The sequence below is a fragment of the Algoriphagus sp. SE2 genome, assembly GCF_039563885.1.
Classification (GTDB): domain Bacteria; phylum Bacteroidota; class Bacteroidia; order Cytophagales; family Cyclobacteriaceae; genus Algoriphagus.
This window is the reverse complement of the sequence record NZ_JBCLWJ010000005.1, coordinates 77,582-94,281: the sequence shown is the minus strand read 5'-3', so window position 1 is coordinate 94,281 and position 16,700 is coordinate 77,582. Positions and strand designations below refer to the sequence as shown.

The window sequence follows — 16,700 nt, the reverse complement described above, 5'->3', positions numbered from 1 at the left end:
GGAGACATGAACATTTTATGGTTTGCTCTGCACAGTTTGGTTCAAATCTATTTGACAAAATACATTTCAATTTGTCTTCCATCTTTAACCTCTATTCTGCCACGATATTCACAATCATAAATATTCTTGATCAAAGTAAAGGTGTCAGATGAAATATTAATTCTATTTGATTCACTTGAACTTTCAATTCTACTTGCAATATTTCCTGAAGAGATAGTGCACTTTGTTGTTCGCAAGAGTCCCACATTATATTAAAATATTCTATAGCCTCCTTTTCATATGGAGTCATTCTATATAGTTTCTTCTATTTGAGCAAGAGGTTCTAGCATTGTAACTGTATCCCACTGAGTGGGATATACTTTGTTGCAATAAGTTTATTCTCTTTCTTCAAATGGGATAATAATTCCTTTTTCTAAATAATTCTTTAATCCATTCAGTAATATGGCCCAACAAAAGGAAGACCTTTTATAATGAGCATTACATTCTGGCCACCCTATATGCCAAAAATTGACCTTAACATTAGATGCATTCTGTTCCAACTCAAAGCCAAAAGAGGTTGAATCCCAATCCGAGTCAGATTTAGTCATCTTGATTTGGAAAGATCTCTCCTTTTCGGATTTAACAACTTTACCATACCAATCATATTCCGATGTAAAGAAGAAATTATAAACTTCACCTTCTCTTGGTTTTCCTTTGCACTCAAGAGGCCACCAATTAACTAAATGCTTTGGTTCAGTAATGGCTTCATAAATTTTTTTAATGGGGGCATTAATTACCAATAGGTGATAAATTGAGTATGTCATATTAATTGGTCTATTAAGGATTTACCCAGTACTTATTATAATTATTTCAAGCATTTTTAGAACCTCAATTACTAACTGCCTATTGTGTTTATATCATCCTAATCTACATGTTCAGGTTCAATTTTATCAATTTAATTAATTCTTAATGAATGGGCGTTATCTCAATCTTTTAAAGCTCCTATCAGAGTATTTTTGACAACATAGAAATGAGTTCTCATTATTTTTTCAATTCGTGGATTTTAAGAACCTATCTTTGTGAATGTCCAATCCCACTAAAAGCCAAACAGATATTCTTTCCAAACTGGGAATTAGCGATCTTAACCTGATGCAGTTGGCTGCAAAAGCAGCGATCAATACCGATCAAGATCTGATTCTTTTATCTCCTACAGGGACAGGAAAAACCTTGGCTTTCTTACTGCCTTTGATCCAAAATCTGGATGAACAAATCGCTGAAATTCAGTTGCTCATCATTGTTCCATCCCGTGAACTTGCCATTCAAATAGAGCAGGTGATGCGTGAAATGGGAACCGGTTTTAAAGTAAATGCAGTCTATGGGGGACGAGCCGGTTCAAAAGATCGAATAGAGATCAAACACCGTCCGGCAGTTTTGATAGGTACGCCAGGAAGGGTTGCTGATCATTTGCAGCGGGAAGCTTTCGAAAAGCGATTTATTAAAACGCTAGTTTTGGATGAGTTTGATAAGTCGCTTGAAATCGGCTTCGAAGTGGAAATGAAATTGATTCTTGAAATGCTTCCTCATTTGAAGAAGCGGATTCTAACCTCTGCTACCCAGGATGTTCAATTCCCTAAGTTTATACATCTTAAATCTCCTATCAAAATTGATTTTCTAAATGAGAAAATCTCTCAGTTGACAGTGAAGCGGGTGCTCTCTCCTTCCAATAATAAACTGGAAACTCTGGTCCAATTGATTAGTAATCTAGGACAGCAGAATGGAATTATCTTTTGCAACTTTAAGGATTCTATTCAGCAGATCAGTGATTATTTGCTAGATCATGGAATCTCCCACGGTCCCTTTCATGGGGATATGGAGCAGCTGGATAGAGAGCGATCGTTGATCAAATTCAGAAATGGTACGCATCAACTTTTGCTAGCTACAGATTTGGCTGCCAGAGGAATTGACGTACCTGAATTGAGCTTTATCATCCATTATCAACTTCCGAATCGTGAATCAGAATTCATTCATAGAAATGGACGAACTGCCAGAATGAATGAGGAAGGAACAGCGTTTATCCTTCAGCATGAAAAGGAAAAGTTGCCCGAATTTGCAGCAGATGCAGCTTTGGAAACTCTCAGTCCAGAAACTCCACCTACTGCATCGGAATGGTCTACCTTATTTATTTCTGGAGGAAGGAGCAATAAAATTTCAAAAGGAGATATCGCAGGTTTGTTTCTAAAGCAAGGCAAACTTAAATCAGATCAACTGGGTGTCATCGAACTTAAGACAGATTGTGCTTTTGTGGCCGTAAAAACAGATCAGGTGGAATCGCTTTTACCAAAAGTAAATCAGACTAAGCTGAAAGAGAAAAAGGTAAGAATAAGAGTGATTTAATAGTTATTAAAGTATTAAGCACTTAATAAATTTCTGAATTCTAGAAAACCTGTAGAATAATCGATTTCAATTAGAGTCTAAGAATTTTTAAAAAGGAAGATATCAGAAGAAATAAAAGAACTAGTCTTCTTTCATTTCAATATTGAATAATAAATTATTATTCAATTAAATTTTACTTTTCCTCTTGGCAATAGAATCTGCTACTTTTGTACCGCATGCTTAAAGATTTCAATCCTAATTCTTTTGATCTTCCAGTTGCGGAGATTATACATCAAGTAAAAAGCCAGCTTTCCAAAGCTAATTCTCTAATTATCCAGGCACCTCCTGGAGCAGGAAAAAGTACGCTTTTGCCATTGGCCTTGTTGAACGAACCTTGGCTTCAGGGAAAGAAAATCCTGATGCTTGAACCTCGAAGGTTGGCTACTAAATCCATTGCACAACGCATGGCTTTTATGTCCAACACCAAAGTAGGTGACTTGATTGGATATCGAATCCGATTTGAGTCGGTTGTTTCCAAAAACACCAGATTGGAGGTAATCACGGAAGGCATTTTGACTCGAATGTTACATTCTGATAATTCATTGGAAGATGTGGGATTGGTGATATTTGATGAGTTTCACGAGCGAAATCTTCATTCAGAAGTGGCTTTAGCACTATGCAGAGAAGTTCAGGAAGTGCTTAGGCCTAATCTGAGAATTTTGCTGATGTCTGCAACCATCGATGCGGTTTTACTTTCGGATTTGATCAAAGCGGAAGTGGTTCAAAGTTTAGGAAGACAATATCCAGTGGAAATTAGATATCTAAGTGAAGTGGATGAATATGCCATCGGGGAAGATACAGCGAGGCAAATTATTCCTTTGACGAAAAAGCATGAAGGCGATTTTTTGGTGTTTTTGCCCGGTCAGGGGGATATTAAAAAGGCAGAAGCTGTTCTTCGGAAAGCATTGCCTCATGATCTGGTGTTGCCGCTCTATGGCCAGCTTTCTCCTGCTGCTCAGAATCGAGCAATTATGCCTGATCCTTCCGGGAAAAGAAAAATTGTGCTCTCCACAGACATTGCAGAAACTTCCTTGACCATAGAAGGAATCAAAGTCGTGGTAGATTCTGGCTTTGCCAAATCTTCCAGATTCGATCCTCGAACAGGTCTTTCCAGATTGGTATTGCATCGAATCAGTAAAGATTCTGCTGACCAAAGATCCGGTCGGGCTGGGAGATTGACCGCGGGTCATTCTTATCGATTATGGACCAAAGCAATAGAAAATCAATTAGCTGAGTTTCGTACTCCTGAGCTTCTGAAGGCTGATTTAACTCCCATGGTCTTGGATATGAAAGCTTGGGGTCAGGAAGATATCCGAAAAATGACATGGCTCACTCCTCCTCCGGTGGGTACTTTACATTTGGCAGAAAAAACATTGGAAGCCATTGATGCTTTGAAAGATGAAAGCTTAACGGAACATGGGAAAGAAATTCATAAGGTGCCAACACACCCTAGAATAGCTCATATGTTGCTTTATGCTAAGAAGCATGACGAATTGGGTCTAGGAACCGATATTGCTGCAATTCTAGATGAAAGAGATCCATTGACTCCTAATGCTGGAGTAGATTTAAACCTGAGGATTGAAGCCTTACGAAGATTTCGAGAACGTGGAGTGACTATTCCTAGAATTAAAAAATTAGAGAAATTGGCAGCATCCTATCGATCCATGTTCAAGATTGTTGCAGAGAATAAACCGGTGGATCCTTGGATGACGGGATTACTTTTGGCCTATGCCTATCCTGAAAGAATCGCAGCTGCAAGACCTGGAAATAATGCTCAATTCCAATTGGCAAATGGAAAGATTGCGCAGATCGGACATCGGGATGATTTGGCACATGAGTCTTGGTTAGCGGTGGCACATGTGGATGCACGTGAAGGAATGGGAAAGATTTTGTTGGCAGCACCTTTAAATCCAAAAGATCTGGCACCTATGCTGAAGACCAAAGAGGTTTTGGAGTGGGATCGTAAAAAAGGAGGACTGATAGCGCATACGGAAGTTCGAATAGGAGCAATAATTTTAGGGAAAAGACCATTAGCAAAATTTGATTCAAGCCAGGCTAAACAGGCAATACTAGAAGCAGTAAAAGAAGAAGGAGAATTGCTGTTAGACTGGAATGAGGGTGTAGTCCAGTTGATGAACCGGGTACAATCGCTACAAAAATGGAATCCTGAGCAGAATTGGCCTACCTGGACGATGGCGAATTTATGCGATACAGCAGATTTATGGCTGGAGCCCTATGTTACCAACATCAAGCAAAATGAGGATTTTAAGAAGTTAAATCTTCAGGAAATCTTGATTTCAAGTTTAGATTATGAGATGCAACAAAAGTTGGATCACTTGGCTCCAAAAACGATCCCTGTACCTTCAGGAAGCAAGATTTCTATAGAATATAAAGAGGATGGGGATCCCCCACTCCTATCAGTTCGATTACAGGAACTTTTTGGTTTGTTAGAAACACCAACAGTCAATGAAGGAAAAATTCCGTTATTGATAGAAATGCTTTCTCCTGGATTCAAACCCGTTCAATTAACCCAAGATTTAAAAAGTTTCTGGACTAATGGGTACTTTGAGGTGAAGAAAGAATTAAAAAGAAGATATCCAAAACATGAATGGCCGGATAATCCAGTTTCGGCGGAAGCTGAACGTGGAGTCAAAAGGAGACACTAAGCGGCTTCCATATTTAGATTATCTAAATAATTCAAGAATTGTAAGAATGAAGCAATGCTAAATGGCGTCAATTCAAGAGAGTTTATTTTTTTTAAGAAAGTCCTCCTTAAAATAGGGTAATCAATAGGATTAAAAATCTTACTTAATGCAGTGGATCGAAAAGCATTCTCTACTAAACTGCAGTCTTCAAATGCGATCTCTTTTTGATGGAGAAATTCTTGCTCAAGTTTGATGGGATCTATCATTTTATCCAACCACTTAAAACCAGTTTCTAGAAAAAATATCTTAATCGAGTTTATCAAACTGGGTAACTCTTCAATATTCGAAATTTTAATTTCTTTTGGATAAGTACTCCCCAATTTGTCCGGGGTTTGGGCTAATGTAATGGATTGTGCTTTGTATCCACAAATGGTAGAAGTGTACTGCTTAATTAATTCTTCTACGACATTAATATAAACACCTAGTTGATATTCTAGATATTTTTCGTTCTTACAATCTATGATTTGTATGGAAATAACTTGTTTTCCATTTGGAAAATCCTTTTCAAATTGATTTAGAGAAGGATTTAAGGTAAACCCATGGTCTTTAAAAAATTCTGTGTGCAATTTAGCAACCTTCGTTTTAAGCATAACAAACATCTTTTTACTGCCTTTATAAAACACAATAATTAGGCTAATGTTTGTTGCTACTCTGAAAATAATTCTCGCATTTCATTTAGGATAGGTTCAACCTCAAGTTTTTTCAACTGTAAGCTACCTGGATCCTCAGGATTATGTAAATAGTGATTCCAATGTTTTTCAGCTTTTCGGATAGTCCGAGGGGTTATTTCAAATTCTACAGTATCAAGATATTCTTTCGCTAAGGTTTCAGCTTTGAAATTTCCAAAAAGAAATATCCTAAAAATGTCTACAAAGCTTTCACTTAGGTCAAACTCTTCCAAAATCTGAACGAAAGCACCTTGATGATTTTGATTTTTTTTATCTCGGATGGCCTCAAAAATTGCATCCAATGACTCTTTATTAAAACTGGTTTTAGACAAAGCCTTGCAAGCTAAATAAGCTATTTCCCAATTATCTCCTTTTACCAATTTGATTAATTTATCTCTAACCTCTTCGGTATTTATTTTTCCTATTTTTTCTGCAAAATAAAATGCCTCTTTCTCATTAGGATCACAGATTTTGTCAAAAAGTTTTTGGGTTTCCTCCTGCATAAAATTTCAGTTTATTTGTACAAAGATAACTGAATTGATATTCGAATCATGTCCTCCGGCCAATTCCTAGAAATTAACATAGAAAAATTTAAATCTCTACAAAATAAAGTAATTGAGATGGATTTGGAACAAGTCTATTTACCAGTCTCTCATCAATTGGAATTTTCGTTTAATAACGAATGGGTAGCAAAAGTTTTACTTCCCTGGAATATGTATTTTGATGAATCAGGACAAGTTTTCAAGAAAGAAGATTATCACTTGGCTTTAGTGATGATTCGTGCGGGAATTGCTGCAACTGGCTATATTCATAATGGGGCTCTGATAGATCATAAAGTTTTTAGAGCCTATATGGTACGACAGAAACAAGGTAAGAGTCAGATAAAATATCTTAAAACAAAAGGCAAATCGAGAGCTGGATCCAGAGTAAGATTAGGTGAATCCGAAATGTTTTTTGAAGAGATTAATGAGCGTCTATCAAGCTATGCTACAAACTATCCAATTGATTTTTGGGGGATATCCTGTAGCAAAACACTTTGGCCCTATTTCTTTGGCTCTAGAACACCACCCCCATTCGACAAAAAACAGGCAAATCTATTATCCATCCCATTTCATATACAGCATCCCGACTTTGAAACCCTCCAACTAATACATAAAAAGATTGAATCGTTTCATTTGTTGCTTTCTGATAAAGGAAAAAGCATGCTTGGAAGTTTTGGGGATACAAATAATTCCTTTGAAGGAAATCAAGAGGATGAAAATTGGTAACTCTTTTATCTCAATAGCATATTCCTTTTCTGTAAGTTTTAATGAATCGAGCTATTTTAAGTCTGATTTTGAATTGAAGGCATCTTCAATTTTAACATTGAATTTTATTCTTGCTTTAGGGCTATTTTTTTCAGCTAAGGGGAAAAAACCAAATAAAAGAAAATTGATTCTTGGGATTTAATTGGTCCTAATTATTATAGCTTCCTTTAAAATGATGGAGTTTTTAATTGATGAATTTATCTGTCAAATCACGAATTGATATTCTTCATTTATTCTCTTTAAAGGAAGTATTTGAAGAGCAAATAAATCACTGAACCTTATAAACCTCTGCTTTTTATTTTTAGAATAAAAAAAGGCCTGAATTTCTTCAGGCCTACTGGTTAGCGGTTAAGTTTATAATCAGTCTTTAGAATCCTGTCCCATATCAAATGAAGTGGAAAGCATATTAATGGTTTCATGAGCAACTTTGATATTATACTCATAAGCCAAACTTTTATAGTTGACCAAGTCAACGATAGTACCAATAAAGCATAGACCTACAGTCAAAATATAGAGAATACCCAAGCCAATTTGCCCAAGAATGAATCGATGTAAACCAGCAAAGCCAAAGAAGCCAAGCAAGGTTAGAATCAGAATCATTTGCGCATCTTTTCTTCTTGCACGATATACTTGAGCAAATAGAGAAGCTTGATCTTCATCCATGTTTTTCATCAATCCCTGGATATATCCCAGTTCCATACCTTCCAGTTCAGGAAGGTGTCTCAATACATTAGCCATAATTGTGTGTTGTTTTAAGGTTTTTAATTAGTTGCCAAATTCTAGAGAAAATCACTACGTACGCTAGCATTGCCAAGGGATGCATAGACCAGGAGGCTTGAAAATCTCCTTTTGCTAGGAGATTCATTGATCTTCCTAATCCACAACCCGGACACCAGTTGAATCCCAACTGATCCAATGGACAGAGACTAAAATGAGTCCCTGAATTTGGTTCTAGAAATAGGATTGCTATCAAACTTCCAACCCAAAATATCAGTTCCACTGGGATTCTTTGAAGACGTTGTGTTATTTCCTTCATGCCATTAAGAAAACGAAAAAGATGCCATTACTAAAAAGTAGCCTTTACAGCCTAATTTCGATGGTTGTTAAAAATGAATGATTAGTAAACGAACAAAAAAGTGTACGGTTATGGACGCTTTCGTTCAGGTAAATTAAGTATCGGGTAGGCTCCGAATTGCTGAAAATAGCTTTGCTCGAATTCATAACTAAATCTAGCATGAGATTTCTTTCCTCCATAATTTTTCCATCCCAAAAGCTTAAAGATAGATCCCATAACTTCTGAACTTAAAGGAAGCTCTGATTGAATTCCTAGCGCATTAGAAGCTTCTTTACCGACCATATAAGCAACCAATGATTCAGATTTCCCCTTTAAGAATTCTTCTTTTTGATTTTCCTCGTAATAATTTAATAAAGATCGGATCAGCTTCTCTCCTGCCATTGAGTTTTTCATATGGCGTTTTCGAATTAGTTTTTCTAACTCAAATGCTTCCTTTGCAGTTTCTGGCCAGAAATCTTCCTGAATTCCCATCAATTTTCCCAAATACTTCCAGTAAGCTAAAATCAATTCTGTTTCAGAAGTAGATATCGTTAGTCCAATCTTTCGCATTCCTCTTAAAACCAATAAACTAAATGCCAAATTAGTCCCAAGTAGATCTTCTTGGTTAATAGGTTTTCCATATTCATCTTTCCAATCTTTTGCATATTGATTTATAAAATATCTGCTAAAAGCGTGAATCAAGCGGATTTTAGCGCAGACCAGGAAAGCATGGTTGGATGAAATGAAAGCCCCAGGTTTGAATATTTCAAGTAAAAATTTTGCTGTTTCTCCCAGACGCTTTCCCGATTCTTCCATAATTCTTTTTGACCGAACCAATACTTCAGCTCCATCTGCAAATGCATAGCAATAAGGAAGAGAGTAAAATCCTAGCATAGCTAAATAAATATCTCCCCGCTCATTGAAGAAAGCTTGTCCCCTTTCCAAAATCCTTTGTTCTTCAGGAGAAGGTTTAATATTGTAATCTTTGAAAAGGGATTTAACGGTTTTTGGGAAGTTAGATGGTATTTCTATGGGGATGGAATCCCAGTCATTAATCTGAGAAATAATTTCAGAATTCTGAATTAAATCCAAAACTGCTTGATCTGCAGACGAATCCATTTCTTTTCTCAGATCATTTAAACGATCATTAGTATACAATTTCAGTTTACTCACAGCATTCTAACATCCATTTTGTAATTTGGTTGATCAATTTTAGAAATAAATGAAATTTCTCTACATACTTTCGATATTAAGTTGTTTCACTATTGCTAACTCTGTCTTGGCGCAAGGTGGATTTGATCTATGGGTGGTGGAAACTTCAGGTAAAGCAGGAAATTTTAAAATCTTCCCAGAAACAGCCTATGCTTTAACTGATAGGCCGGAATATGATAATCAACCCAGCTTTATCAACGAGTATCAAATGGTATTTTCTGCTGCAGATGAAAATGACAATTTTGATATCATAGTATATAATTTCAATTCCAAGAAGTTTACAAATATGAGTAGGACTTCTGACAGAAATGAAAATTCTCCAATGATTACAGACTGTGGAATGTATATTTCTGCAGTAGTTTCTGAGCCCGATAAAGAGCAACGAATTTGGTTATATCCGCTTACATTTGAACCAGCAGAATTGCTTTATGATGATATTGAACCTGTAGGATATTATGATTGGTATGACAACAAAGCAGCGATGTTTGTTTTGGGAGACCCAAATCACCTTATTTATGCTAGAGGAAGAAATGATATCGTTATGATTGATTCGGCCGTGGCTAGAGCTATTAAGAAAAGACCAAAGACGAGTGAAATCAGCTACCTTTCCACAGAGGAATTTCGTAATCTTGGCGAAGAAAAAGCATTGATGTTAAAAAGCTACGATATAGAATCAGGAGAAAGGTCTGAATATTATTTTGGAGTTCAGGGTGCCCAGGATTTCATTTGGCTAGATAAGAATTACTTATTAATGGCATCCGGAAATAATATTTATAAAAGAAAATATACAGATAGTAACTGGGAATTGGTTGGAACAATTAACTCCGAAACCCATCAAAATATATCCAGAATGGCTTATAGCAAGGACTTGGATGTTTTGGTATTAGCTATGGAAAGAAAATAATCAATTAGACGATATGAACCCTTTTAAACAGGCTGTTTTAATAACAGCATTATTTGCCTCTCACTCTCTTTCAGCACAAATCGAAGAACGAGGAGGTGTTATCGACAAAAAGGCCGAACTTATTAAGATTCAAGATGGATTTACCTTCACAGAAGGTCCGGCCATCAACCGAATGGGAGATGTTTTTTTTACAGATCAACCCAATAATAAAATCTATAAATGGTCAGCGGGAAGCGATAAGATTACATTATTCAAGGAAAATGCAGGCCGTTCTAATGGAATGTATTTTATGTTGAATAATACCTTGATAACCTGTGCCGATGAAAAAAATGAACTATGGGCCATAGATCAAGATGGAAACGAAGAAGTAATTCTTTCAGGGTTTAAAGGAAATAAATTGAATGGTCCGAATGATCTTTGGGTAAGACCTCAAGGTGGTTTATACTTTACTGATCCCTTATATCCACGAGACTATTGGGAAGGAATCCGAGAACCAGAAATGGAGCAAGATGGCCAACACGTATATTATGTTTCGGAAGATAGATCTGAATTTTTTAGAGTTACCGATGATTTGGTAAAACCGAATGGAATAGTAGGAAGCCCAGATGGAAAAACACTATATGTTGCTGACATAGGCGCCAATAAGACCTATAAATATGATATCCGGGAAGATGGTTATTTAACCAATAAAACATTATTCTGTGAGAAAGGCTCTGATGGAATGACCATTGACTTCAAAGGTAATTTGTATCTCACAGGTGATGGGGTGACTGTGTTTAATAAAAGAGGAGAACAAATCGCGCATATACCCGTTCCCGCAAAATGGACTGCAAATGTGGTTTTCGGTGCATTGGATAGAAAAACACTATTTATAACAGCTATGGATGCTGTTTATAAGCTAGAAATGAAGACAAGAGGAGTTTGGTAAAAAAAATGAGGACTAGCAGTCCCCATCTATTTCACATGAATCATTTGGATTACCCTTGACAATCTCTAGTTCAGGGTTTTCTTTTTTGTATTCATTCCAAGCTTTTTCTATTGTTTGATCAAAAACTTCATCTGGCTGAGCGCCGGATATTCCGAATTTCCTATCTAAAACAAAAAAAGGAACACCTTGAACCCCTAATTGACGGGATTCATAGATATCTCTTTCCACTTCATTTTCAAATTTATCAGAATTTAGTATTTCTTTTATTTGGGATTCCTCTAAGCCAATTTCTAACCCAATATTCAACAATGCATCTGCATCATCGACGTTTATCCCTTCATTGAAATAAGCTTTTAAAAGCCTCTCTTTCATCTCACTACCTTTACTAGATTCTTGGGCTAAGTGAATTAGCCTATGAGCATTCTTTGTATTAGCTACAACGGTTTTATCCATTTGAAATTCTAGACCTTCATTTTTGGCCATATCCATCACTTGTTGCGTGATTTGCAAGGTTTGTGACATGGACCATCCTTTTGATTTAGATAAATATTCTAAGGAATTGAGACTTGGATCGGTCACCTGATCTGGATTCAATTGAAAGCTTTTCCATTCAATTTCGATCTTATCTTTAAAAGGATATTTTTCTAAGGACTTTTCTAGTTTTCTTTTGCCTATGTAACAAAAAGGACAAACTACATCAGACCATATTTCGATTTTCATAACTTTTTAATTTACTTAAGCTTCAAATAGAATTTTTCACAAAAGAGTTCACTTGAATCATTGAAAACGAAAGAATGTCCTTCCTGTGCCATGGAAGTTGATGAAAAGGCTAAAATCTGCCCTATTTGTCAATTTGAATTTCCCAAAAGATCTCCTTGGATCATATATATGGCCATTTTTCTATTGATTGTCTGGTTGATTTCTTACATTTTATAACTTATCAAAACCATTTACTATGAATAAGCGCTCATTTATTAAGGCTTTGGCATTACTAGGCTTTAGTACCGGATCAATAATTAATACGAAAGCTAAGACAATAAGCATTAATGATTTGGATTTTTCTTCCCCAGATATCTGGGAACAAATGAGAGCTGCTTATAAATTAAAACCAGATTATATCAATCTGGAAAATGGATATTATTGTTTTTTACCTGAAGAAACTTTAGAAAAATATATTCAGCACTTACGGGATGTAAACTATCATGCATCTAGTTATATGCGAACAGTACAATGGGAAAATAAAGCAAAATCTGCAGCAAAAGTAGCAGAACTTGTGGGGGCAAGCCCTGAAGAAGTCGTATTAACTCGAAACACAACTGAATCAATTGATTTGATCATTTCAGGTTATCCTTGGAATAAAGGAGATGAAGCCATAGTGTCCAATCAGGACTATGGAAGTTTGCTTAATATGTTTGAATTGGCAGAAAGAAGGTATGGGATAAAAGTGAAGAAAATAGATATCCCAATGCATCCTAAAAATGATGAGGAAATCGTATCGGTTTATGAGCAGGCGATTACGCCTAAAACAAAACTGATGATGGTTCCACATATTGTGAATATTACGGGACATATTCTACCTGTGAGGAAAATAGCTGATATGGCTCATACTCACGGAGTGGAGATTATGCTAGATGGAGCTCATGCAGTAGGACATTTTGATTTTAATATTTCAGAATTGAATTGTGATTACTACGGGTCAAGTCTTCATAAATGGCTCAGCGTTCCACTCGGTTGTGGAATGTTATATGTGAAAAAGGGCAAAAGCCAAAAAATCAAACCTCTTTTGGCTCCATATCAATTAGATCAACAAACTTTACTGAATTTGAATCATACGGGAACTCATCCGGTTTCCACAGATTTGGCAGTTATTGATGCGATTGACTTCCTCAATAAAATGGGAATTAAAAGAAAAGAGGAACGGTTGAGATACATTCAAAAATATTGGTCTGACCAGGTAAGGGATTTACCTGGGGTAATAGTGAATACACCCCTAGAAGCTCATAGGTCTTGTGGTATCGCGAATGTGGGCCTTGAAAAAGTGTCTCCAGGAGATATGGCAAAGACATTAATGGATAAATACCAAATCTACACGGTAGGTATTAATGGTTCTGGAGGAGTGTTTGGATGTAGGATCTCACCCAACGTATATACTTCAGAAAATGAAATGGATAAATTTATTGAGGCATTGAAAGAAATGTCTGGAAATACGTAACGAAATAATATTTGGAATTACAGACTGATCAAAAATTAAAGTAAGTCTACATGTTTTTGGCAATATTTTTGGGCTGGAAGGTTAAAAAATTAAAAAATTACTTGCAATTAGTTTTCAAAGAGTTCAAATTTGCTATCCGAAACGAATGAACACAATTTCTTACATAACGCCTTCTTTTAACTATGCTCTTTATGTAGCTGTTGCGAAGCCTGTTATGTTATTTTTCACTCCCTTGAGGAGGTATAGGTTCTTTTTTAGGGTCTAACCCTTATTGTTATACATCGTTTTCCTGTGTGGAAAACATCCTCGCCTTAATTATTCTATTCTATTTAAATCTCCGAATACTTTCGGAAAATCCTTCATGCATTCAAACATGGAAAATATATCATTTCAAATCATAATGGCTGAGCCATCCCACAAAAAATATGCATCCATCATCACAGATGAGATGGAGAATTCTGCGAAAGCTCGAGGGACTGGTATTGCCAAAAGAAGCCCTGAATACATTGAAAAAAAGATGGATGAGGGAAAAGCTGTGATTGCTCTAACTAAAGATGGAACATGGGCAGGCTTCTGTTATATTGAAGCATGGGGTCATGGGAAGTATGTCGCAAATTCCGGTTTGATTGTCGCACCTGAATTCAGAAAATTTGGATTAGCACGCATGATCAAGCAGGAAATTTTCAAATTAAGTCGTTTAAAATATCCTGATTCTAAAATTTTTGGATTAACGACTGGTGCAGCAGTGATGAAAATCAACTCAGGTTTAGGATATATTCCAGTTTCTTATGAGGATTTAACGGATGATAATGAGTTTTGGAAGGGATGCCAAAGTTGTGTGAATTATGAGATTTTGATGAGCAAGCAGCGTCAAAACTGTCTTTGTACTGCGATGCTATATGATCCAAATGCTAAGAAAAGCCAAGTTGAAGAAATTGCTTTAAGACAGAATTTCAAAAAAGAAATCAAATTATTTGACCGTTGGGTCAGACTAAAAAGATATCTCATGCTTAAATTGAACAAATCAAAGGATTCAGTTACAAACATATTCCTATAATCATTTACCTAGTATCAACTATTGTCAAACCTAAATAATTGATGAAAAAAGTAGTTTTAGCCTATAGCGGCGGTTTAGATACCACATTTTGTGCCTTACACCTTTCCAAGGAACTTGGATATGAAGTTCATGCTGTATTGGTCAATACAGGAGGTTTTTCAAACAAGGAATTAGAAACAATCCAGTCTAGGGCTGAGAGCTTAGGTATTGCTTCTTTTAAAGTTCTTGATGTAGTTGAAACTTATTATCAAGAAGTTATCAAATACTTGATTTTTGGGAACGTCCTGAAAAATCAGACCTACCCTCTTTCTGTTTCAGCAGAAAGAATCTTACAAGCCAAATCTTTGGCTGAATACGCCAAATCCATAGGTGCCAAGTCTGTTGCTCATGGTTCTACAGGAGCTGGTAATGATCAAGTACGATTTGATATGATTTTTCAAACTATTGTACCGGATATTGAAATCATCACTCCTATCCGTGATCTAAAGCTTAGCAGACAAGAAGAAATTGATTATTTGAGGAAACATGGCGTTTCGATGAATTTCGAAAAAGCTGCCTATTCTATTAATAAAGGAATCTGGGGAACCTCTGTAGGTGGTAAAGAAACTTTAACCTCATCCGATTACTTGCCTGAGTCTGCTTGGCCAACTCAAATGACTGCAACAGAGGCCAAGGAAATTACCCTAGGATTTGAAAAAGGGGAATTAAAATCTGTAAATGGAAAAGCTTATGAGCATGCTGTAGATGCCATTCAAGAAGTTCAAAAATTGGCCTCACCTTTCGGGATTGGAAGAGATATTCATGTAGGTGATACCATCATCGGGATTAAAGGAAGAGTTGGTTTTGAAGCAGCTGCTCCCATTGTGATAATCAAAGCACATCAATTGCTTGAAAAACACACCTTAACTAAATGGCAAATGTTCTGGAAGAATCAGCAGGCTGAATTCTATGGTAACCATCTGCATGAAGGTCATTACTTGGATCCAGTGATGCGAAACTTGGAGGCATTTCTACAAAGCACTCAAGAATATGTGACAGGAACGGTTCGAGTTCTTTTGCAGCCTTATCGCTTTACTCTATTGGGGATTATCTCTGATCATGATTTGATGTCAGCTAAGTTTGGAAGCTATGGGGAGATGAATAAAGGGTATACAGCTGAAGACGTGAAAGGATTTACTCGAATTCTGGGTAACCAAACAGCAATATTCCATAAAGTAAATAGCAGCGATGACTAAAATTAAAACAGCCATTATTGGTGCCGCTGGCTATACCGGTGGAGAGTTATTGAGGATTTTAGTGAATCATCCAAACTGTGAGTTGGTATGTGTCCACAGTAATAGCCAAAAAGGAAAAAAAGTGTCAGAAGTACATCCAGATTTAATTGGAGATTGTGACCTTGTTTTTACAGATGAAGTTCCTCAATCTGGAATAGATGCAGTTTTCCTTGGGCTACCACATGGACAAACTAAGTCATTTTTAGATGAAAATTCATTTACTGAAGAAACCGTCATCATTGATTTATCAACAGATTTTAGAGACCAATCTCATAGTTTTGTATATGGATTGCCAGAGGTCAATAAAGATCAAATAACAGGTTCTAAAAAGATAGCAAATCCTGGTTGTTTTGCTACAGGTATCCAATTGGCTTTAGCTCCGGCTATCACTGCGGGTTGGGCCACTGGAACTGTTCACATTTCAGGAATCACAGGTAGTACAGGCGCTGGTAAAAAACTGGCTGAAACATCCCATTTTAGTTACAGGTCTTCCAATATGTCTGTTTACAAATTATTTACTCATCAGCATCTGAAAGAGATAAGACAGACTTTTAAGCAGTTGAATTCAGAATTCGATGCTGAATTGCTTTTCGTCCCATATCGTGGGAATTTCCCAAGGGGTATTTGGGTGACTGCCTACCTCCCGTTTGAAGGAACTGTTGAAGAGGCCAGAAAAGTCTATCATGAATTCTATAAGAACGCTGCATTTACGCATGTTTCGGATCAGGATATAGATATGAAGCTAGCCGTCAATACAAATAAGTGTATCATCCATGTTCAAAAAGAATTAGGTCAATTGGTGATTTATTCCGCCATTGATAATTTATTAAAAGGAGCTTCTGGTCAAGCTGTACAAAATTTCAACTTGGCTTTTGGTTTGGATGAGAAAACTGGATTAAATCTCAAAAGCATTGCTTTTTAATCAATTGACCTTGGGTCAAATTTTCTATTTCTTTACTCATATTTC

The 16,700-nt window shown here is 36.4% G+C and carries 17 protein-coding genes; 9 read left to right on the top strand and 8 right to left on the bottom strand.

The genetic code is table 11. From position 1 onward, the window contains the following. Positions 1-47: 47 nt before the first annotated feature. The gene (locus AAGF08_RS20555; protein ID WP_353527394.1) at positions 48-245 is read right to left on the bottom strand and encodes an adenylate/guanylate cyclase domain-containing protein; all 198 of its coding nucleotides are present in this window, start codon (positions 243-245) and stop codon (positions 48-50) included. Positions 246-374: 129 nt separating this feature from the next. Next, positions 375-803: an SRPBCC domain-containing protein gene (locus AAGF08_RS08020; protein ID WP_343510634.1), complete on the bottom strand. Its 429-nt coding sequence runs from the start codon at positions 801-803 to the stop codon at positions 375-377. A gap of 259 nt (positions 804-1,062) precedes the next feature. Between AAGF08_RS08020 and AAGF08_RS08015 the strand changes: the two genes are divergently transcribed. Further along, complete coding sequence (locus AAGF08_RS08015; RefSeq protein WP_343510633.1) at positions 1,063-2,373, top strand: DEAD/DEAH box helicase; 1,311 nt, start codon at positions 1,063-1,065, stop codon at positions 2,371-2,373. Positions 2,374-2,588: 215 nt separating this feature from the next. Further along, on the top strand, positions 2,589-5,078 hold the full coding sequence (gene hrpB, locus AAGF08_RS08010) for an ATP-dependent helicase HrpB (RefSeq protein WP_343510632.1): 2,490 nt from the start codon (positions 2,589-2,591) through the stop codon (positions 5,076-5,078). Here hrpB and AAGF08_RS08005 read toward each other — a convergent pair. Both AAGF08_RS08005 and AAGF08_RS08000 read right to left on the bottom strand, forming a co-directional pair. Beyond that, positions 5,075-5,707, bottom strand: a complete 633-nt coding sequence (locus AAGF08_RS08005; protein ID WP_343510631.1) for a hypothetical protein — start codon at positions 5,705-5,707, stop codon at positions 5,075-5,077. The two genes, hrpB and AAGF08_RS08005, sit on opposite strands and share 4 nt — an antisense overlap. Before the next feature lie 56 nt (positions 5,708-5,763). Next, positions 5,764-6,288 (bottom strand): HEAT repeat domain-containing protein, encoded by a 525-nt coding sequence (locus AAGF08_RS08000; protein WP_343510630.1) that lies wholly within the window; start codon positions 6,286-6,288, stop codon positions 5,764-5,766. A 48-nt stretch (positions 6,289-6,336) separates the two neighbouring features. Here AAGF08_RS08000 and AAGF08_RS07995 point away from each other — a divergent pair, with 48 nt between their 5' ends. Next, a complete protein-coding gene (locus AAGF08_RS07995; protein ID WP_343510629.1) occupies positions 6,337-7,053 on the top strand; it encodes a hypothetical protein in 717 nt (238 codons plus the stop codon). 399 nt (positions 7,054-7,452) lie between these two features. Here AAGF08_RS07995 and AAGF08_RS07990 read toward each other — a convergent pair whose 3' ends face one another. The 3 genes from AAGF08_RS07990 to AAGF08_RS07980 form a co-directional block, all read right to left on the bottom strand. Beyond that, a complete protein-coding gene (locus AAGF08_RS07990; RefSeq protein WP_343510628.1) occupies positions 7,453-7,830 on the bottom strand; it encodes a TM2 domain-containing protein in 378 nt (125 codons plus the stop codon). Further along, positions 7,823-8,128 (bottom strand): DUF2752 domain-containing protein, encoded by a 306-nt coding sequence (locus AAGF08_RS07985; protein ID WP_343510627.1) that lies wholly within the window; start codon positions 8,126-8,128, stop codon positions 7,823-7,825. Before AAGF08_RS07985 ends, AAGF08_RS07990 begins: the two co-directional genes overlap by 8 nt. A gap of 108 nt (positions 8,129-8,236) precedes the next feature. Further along, positions 8,237-9,319: an oxygenase MpaB family protein gene (locus AAGF08_RS07980; protein ID WP_343510626.1), complete on the bottom strand. Its 1,083-nt coding sequence runs from the start codon at positions 9,317-9,319 to the stop codon at positions 8,237-8,239. A gap of 49 nt (positions 9,320-9,368) precedes the next feature. Between AAGF08_RS07980 and AAGF08_RS07975 the strand changes: the two genes are divergently transcribed. After that, the gene (locus tag AAGF08_RS07975) at positions 9,369-10,262 is read left to right on the top strand and encodes a hypothetical protein (RefSeq protein ID WP_343510625.1); all 894 of its coding nucleotides are present in this window, start codon (positions 9,369-9,371) and stop codon (positions 10,260-10,262) included. Between the two features lie 13 nt (positions 10,263-10,275). Further along, positions 10,276-11,190 carry an SMP-30/gluconolactonase/LRE family protein gene (locus AAGF08_RS07970; protein ID WP_343510624.1) on the top strand — a complete coding sequence of 305 codons (915 nt, stop codon included), beginning with the start codon at positions 10,276-10,278 and terminating at the stop codon, positions 11,188-11,190. A gap of 12 nt (positions 11,191-11,202) precedes the next feature. Here the strand turns inward: AAGF08_RS07970 and AAGF08_RS07965 are convergent, their stop codons facing one another. After that, positions 11,203-11,910, bottom strand: a complete 708-nt coding sequence (locus AAGF08_RS07965; RefSeq protein ID WP_343510623.1) for a DsbA family oxidoreductase — start codon at positions 11,908-11,910, stop codon at positions 11,203-11,205. A 235-nt stretch (positions 11,911-12,145) separates the two neighbouring features. Between AAGF08_RS07965 and AAGF08_RS07960 the strand changes: the two genes are divergently transcribed. From AAGF08_RS07960 to argC, 4 genes are all read left to right on the top strand, one after another. Beyond that, the gene (locus tag AAGF08_RS07960) at positions 12,146-13,402 is read left to right on the top strand and encodes an aminotransferase class V-fold PLP-dependent enzyme (protein ID WP_343510622.1); all 1,257 of its coding nucleotides are present in this window, start codon (positions 12,146-12,148) and stop codon (positions 13,400-13,402) included. Positions 13,403-13,775: 373 nt separating this feature from the next. Continuing rightward, entirely contained in the window at positions 13,776-14,459 is a 684-nt protein-coding gene (locus AAGF08_RS07955) for a GNAT family N-acetyltransferase (RefSeq protein WP_343510621.1), read from the top strand. 41 nt (positions 14,460-14,500) lie between these two features. Next, positions 14,501-15,694, top strand: a complete 1,194-nt coding sequence (locus AAGF08_RS07950) for an argininosuccinate synthase domain-containing protein (protein WP_343510620.1) — start codon at positions 14,501-14,503, stop codon at positions 15,692-15,694. Then, positions 15,687-16,655, top strand: a complete 969-nt coding sequence (gene argC, locus AAGF08_RS07945; protein WP_343510619.1) for an N-acetyl-gamma-glutamyl-phosphate reductase — start codon at positions 15,687-15,689, stop codon at positions 16,653-16,655. Before AAGF08_RS07950 ends, argC begins: the two co-directional genes overlap by 8 nt. The last annotated feature ends 45 nt before the right edge of the window (positions 16,656-16,700 follow it).

What these genes read in the sequence shown, in the direction of transcription:
- AAGF08_RS08020 (WP_343510634.1), bottom strand. Translation starts at nt 803, where the DNA reads ATGACATACTCAATTTATCACCTATTGGTAATTAATGCCCCCATTAAA.
- argC (WP_343510619.1), top strand. Translation starts at nt 15,687, where the DNA reads ATGACTAAAATTAAAACAGCCATTATTGGTGCCGCTGGCTATACCGGT.
- AAGF08_RS07975 (WP_343510625.1), top strand. Translation starts at nt 9,369, where the DNA reads ATGAAATTTCTCTACATACTTTCGATATTAAGTTGTTTCACTATTGCT.
- AAGF08_RS07965 (WP_343510623.1), bottom strand. Translation starts at nt 11,910, where the DNA reads ATGAAAATCGAAATATGGTCTGATGTAGTTTGTCCTTTTTGTTACATA.
- hrpB (WP_343510632.1), top strand. Translation starts at nt 2,589, where the DNA reads ATGCTTAAAGATTTCAATCCTAATTCTTTTGATCTTCCAGTTGCGGAG.
- AAGF08_RS07990 (WP_343510628.1), bottom strand. Translation starts at nt 7,830, where the DNA reads ATGGCTAATGTATTGAGACACCTTCCTGAACTGGAAGGTATGGAACTG.
- AAGF08_RS07995 (WP_343510629.1), top strand. Translation starts at nt 6,337, where the DNA reads ATGTCCTCCGGCCAATTCCTAGAAATTAACATAGAAAAATTTAAATCT.
- AAGF08_RS07955 (WP_343510621.1), top strand. Translation starts at nt 13,776, where the DNA reads ATGGAAAATATATCATTTCAAATCATAATGGCTGAGCCATCCCACAAA.
- AAGF08_RS07960 (WP_343510622.1), top strand. Translation starts at nt 12,146, where the DNA reads ATGAATAAGCGCTCATTTATTAAGGCTTTGGCATTACTAGGCTTTAGT.
- AAGF08_RS07985 (WP_343510627.1), bottom strand. Translation starts at nt 8,128, where the DNA reads ATGAAGGAAATAACACAACGTCTTCAAAGAATCCCAGTGGAACTGATA.
- AAGF08_RS08005 (WP_343510631.1), bottom strand. Translation starts at nt 5,707, where the DNA reads ATGCTTAAAACGAAGGTTGCTAAATTGCACACAGAATTTTTTAAAGAC.
- AAGF08_RS08000 (WP_343510630.1), bottom strand. Translation starts at nt 6,288, where the DNA reads ATGCAGGAGGAAACCCAAAAACTTTTTGACAAAATCTGTGATCCTAAT.
- AAGF08_RS07950 (WP_343510620.1), top strand. Translation starts at nt 14,501, where the DNA reads ATGAAAAAAGTAGTTTTAGCCTATAGCGGCGGTTTAGATACCACATTT.
- AAGF08_RS07970 (WP_343510624.1), top strand. Translation starts at nt 10,276, where the DNA reads ATGAACCCTTTTAAACAGGCTGTTTTAATAACAGCATTATTTGCCTCT.
- AAGF08_RS08015 (WP_343510633.1), top strand. Translation starts at nt 1,063, where the DNA reads ATGTCCAATCCCACTAAAAGCCAAACAGATATTCTTTCCAAACTGGGA.